Below are 3,060 nucleotides of genomic sequence, written 5' to 3' on the forward strand. Positions count from 1 at the left end.
CGAGACTGCGGCCATGACCCAGCAGAACATTATCCAGCAGGCCTCCCAGTCCATTCTGAGCCAGGCCAACCAGAGACCGCAGGTAGCTTTGAGTCTCCTGGGCTAAGCAGGTTCCGGAACAGCAGAAGCAAGTTCATGAAAGCCCTGTCCCCCGCGGACGGGGTTTTTTATGCCCGTCATGTTTTGTATCTGCCGCCTGAATCAGTCTGACCGGGATTCAAATAGGAAGGGCGTTTTCCGGCATATCAGCATGTTTTTTTTCCGGAAAAATGATATCCGATATGTCATGACCGGTTAACGAAACAGCTTCGGAAAGGTGACAGAACGACGTGATGAGGAATTCTGAAAAAGCGGCGATATTGCAATTGTTTCATGCGCTATGAATGTCCGGCGCAAGAAGATACGGAAGCGGGAAACGGCAGGCAGAAAGGAGAACGGCTGAGAAACAAAGCAACGGAAAAACAGGGAGATAAAAATCCGGATGTCATAAAAATGGAGAGACCCCTAGCTGCATCCCGGTACTCCTCAAAATAACCCTGGCTGCTTCCTTCCGAACCTGACCAATTATGCTACCTGAGAATACGAGAGAACCAGAGGCCCCATTACAGATAACTTCGGGGTGTTTCCCCTGAAGACACGGCCCATTATATAGGTAATTTTTCAAAAAGCAAGGGTTTTGTGATTTTTATCTTAAAACGCCGGGGCGCGCGGATAAGTCCCGGTTTATTCCCGGCTCATCCCTTAAAAACCTTTGTTCGCCGCGGGACGGAGCCGGGGCAGGGATATTATCGGGCGGTATCCCGAGTTTCCGGCGGGAGAAATCTGACCATATCTCTCCTCTTATTCTCCGGACAGCCACATAAGTCCCTGCCAGACGAAGGCGCAGGTCAGGGTGGTAAGAATGCCGCAAAGGATCAGCCCCAGAGAGGAGAATGCTCCCTGGGTTATGCCGTGGCGGGCGGCCTCCGCAGTGCCCACGGCATGGGAGCAGGCTCCGATGGCCATGCCCTGAGCTCTTTTGTCCCGGATCCGGAAGAGCCGGAGCAAAGGAAAGCCCAGAACCGCTCCGGCAATTCCGGCCAGACAGACAATGGAAGCGGTAATGGCCGGGTAGCCTCCCAGTCTTTCGGACACGTCCATGGCCAGCGGCATGGTTACGGATCTGGCGGCGATGGTGGCGGTGTAATGGCTGTCCAATCCGCTTAATTTAATCACTAAAAGGGCAGTTACAAAGCTTACGATTATGGAGATCACCGCTCCCAGCAGCACCGGCAGGGCGTATTTTCTGATAATGGGCCACTTTTGATAAAGGGGCAGCGCCAGAGCCACAATGGAGGCTTCCGCCATAAAGCTCAGGGGGCGGGCTCCCTGGCTGAACTCCTGGTAGCTGATCCCGGTGACAAGGAGAATGGCAATCAAAAGCAGCATGGTGAGGAGGAGCGGGTTTAAGAGTCCCAGCCGGAGCTTTTTATGCATTTTCACGCAAAAGAAGTAGAGCAGCACGGTGCCCGGCGTGGCCATAAGAACGGCAGGATGCGCCGCGGCAAAGCTAAGAACTGTGTCCATGAGGTTTTCAGAAGCGTTCATTCCGGGCTCCTTCAGGTGCGGCGGTTTGGCCATCCAGGGTTTCATGAGAGGCTTCAGGAGAGAGTTTTCTCAGCCGGGCCAGCCTTTTAATATTCCGGGCTCTTCTGTAGGCCGTTTTTCTGCGGGCACGTCCTTCGGGGCTTTCCGCCAGCCACTGAAAAATTCCTCCGGTGCCCAGAATTATCAGCGCCACTCCGGACAGCACCGCAATAATGATGGCCGGGAGAGAACTCCAGAGCTCATTGAGATAGTCCATGATTCCCGTGGCCGCCGGAATGTAGAAAAGCGGCATGCCGAACATCATCAGGGTTCCCGCATCCATGATCCGGGCTACGGGAATCACCTTAAGAAGAAGCAGCAGGAACAGAATGAAGAGGCCGATGATGTTTCCCGGAAAAACAAAGGGGAGACAGGCGGCCGCAAGTCTTCCGGCATAGAGACAGGCCAGGATGATGATAAATCCCGTAAAGATGTTCAGAGCCAGCCGGGCGCGCTGCCCGGGGCCGGCGGATGCGGTTTTGGCGGTCATAGTGTTTTTTTCTCTTGCTGTTTCTTTCGCTCTTATCTGTTTCTGTCTGCAGCTTTCTTCTCTTTCTTTTTTCTCTTCTCTTTCTTTTTTCTCTCTTTTTTTTTGATGCGCGTCACACAATGCGGCATTATAGGCCGGGCTGCCGCATTCTGCACGCTTTTTTCGGAAAGCTCCGGTATCTCCTGCCGCATTTTCCGGTGCACCGCTGTTTTTGCCTCTTTGTTACACGCCTTTTTGCATGTTTCTTTCATGTCTGTTTCTCATGCCTCTTTACTCATGCCTCCCTCTGCCCTGTTTTTTTCAGTATTTCAAACCGGCACTTTTTTCTGCCGTTTCAGGTTAGCTCGCAAACTAAAATTAAATCATTCGGCAAGGCTTCCGGAGATCCATACGGCACGTGAGGCAAGGGCTGTCCCTTCTTGACTGTCCGGAATGAAGGAGAGTTTATTTCTGACAAGACGCGACACCGGTTTTAAGACTGAGTCATCGGGTTATCCCGGCGCGTCCGGCAGGGAACAGCAGATTCTGAGCAATGGCCGGAAAAATCCGGGTACTCCCTTTTTGGGATAATTGACTCACCAGGTTACCGCAAGCAGGACTTATCAAAGGAGAACATTATGAACAGCGCGAAAAACATCGGGAATATCAGTAATGCCGCCGGAAATGCAGGAACCGGATTCTTCTTTCCGCTGCCGGATTTTCCCAGACCGCGTCCCGTTCCTCCGTTTCCCTGGAAGTGGTAAGCGTTTTATCAGGAATCCCCGGGGTGATCCCGGGACTTGCGAGACTATGGCATACAAGGAGCAGAATATGATCGGATTGTTTATCTGGATAATGACCCGCAAACACTGACAGTCAAAGCCGGTATCACAATGCTGACAGGAAACGGCAGGGCGTTTTGCCGGAAAAAGATCCCGGCCGCATCCTGCATAAATGGCTGGCAG

The 3,060-nt window shown here is 52.6% G+C and carries 3 protein-coding genes and 1 other RNA gene; 1 reads left to right on the forward strand and 3 read right to left on the reverse strand.

What is annotated here, in order from left to right; translation table 11 throughout:
- A partial coding sequence (locus ACJROR_RS09210) for a flagellin (protein ID WP_406546848.1) occupies positions 1–106 on the forward strand: 106 nt, incomplete at its 5' end.
- A gap of 393 nt (positions 107–499) precedes the next feature.
- Here the strand turns inward: ACJROR_RS09210 and ffs are convergent.
- The 3 genes from ffs to ACJROR_RS09225 form a co-directional block, all read right to left on the reverse strand.
- Positions 500–596, reverse strand: an RNA gene (gene ffs / locus ACJROR_RS09215) — signal recognition particle sRNA small type.
- A 244-nt stretch (positions 597–840) separates the two neighbouring features.
- Positions 841–1,587 (reverse strand): LrgB family protein, encoded by a 747-nt coding sequence (locus ACJROR_RS09220; protein WP_406546846.1) that lies wholly within the window; start codon positions 1,585–1,587, stop codon positions 841–843.
- Complete coding sequence (locus ACJROR_RS09225; RefSeq protein WP_406546847.1) at positions 1,574–2,116, reverse strand: CidA/LrgA family protein; 543 nt, start codon at positions 2,114–2,116, stop codon at positions 1,574–1,576. The genes ACJROR_RS09220 and ACJROR_RS09225 overlap by 14 nt, the downstream gene beginning before the upstream one ends.
- Positions 2,117–3,060 lie beyond the last annotated feature (944 nt).

Source organism: Succinimonas sp., assembly GCF_045225735.1.
Taxonomy (GTDB): domain Bacteria; phylum Pseudomonadota; class Gammaproteobacteria; order Enterobacterales; family Succinivibrionaceae; genus Succinimonas.

What these genes read in the sequence shown, in the direction of transcription:
- ACJROR_RS09225 (WP_406546847.1), bottom strand. Translation starts at nt 2,116, where the DNA reads ATGACCGCCAAAACCGCATCCGCCGGCCCCGGGCAGCGCGCCCGGCTG.
- ACJROR_RS09220 (WP_406546846.1), bottom strand. Translation starts at nt 1,587, where the DNA reads ATGAACGCTTCTGAAAACCTCATGGACACAGTTCTTAGCTTTGCCGCG.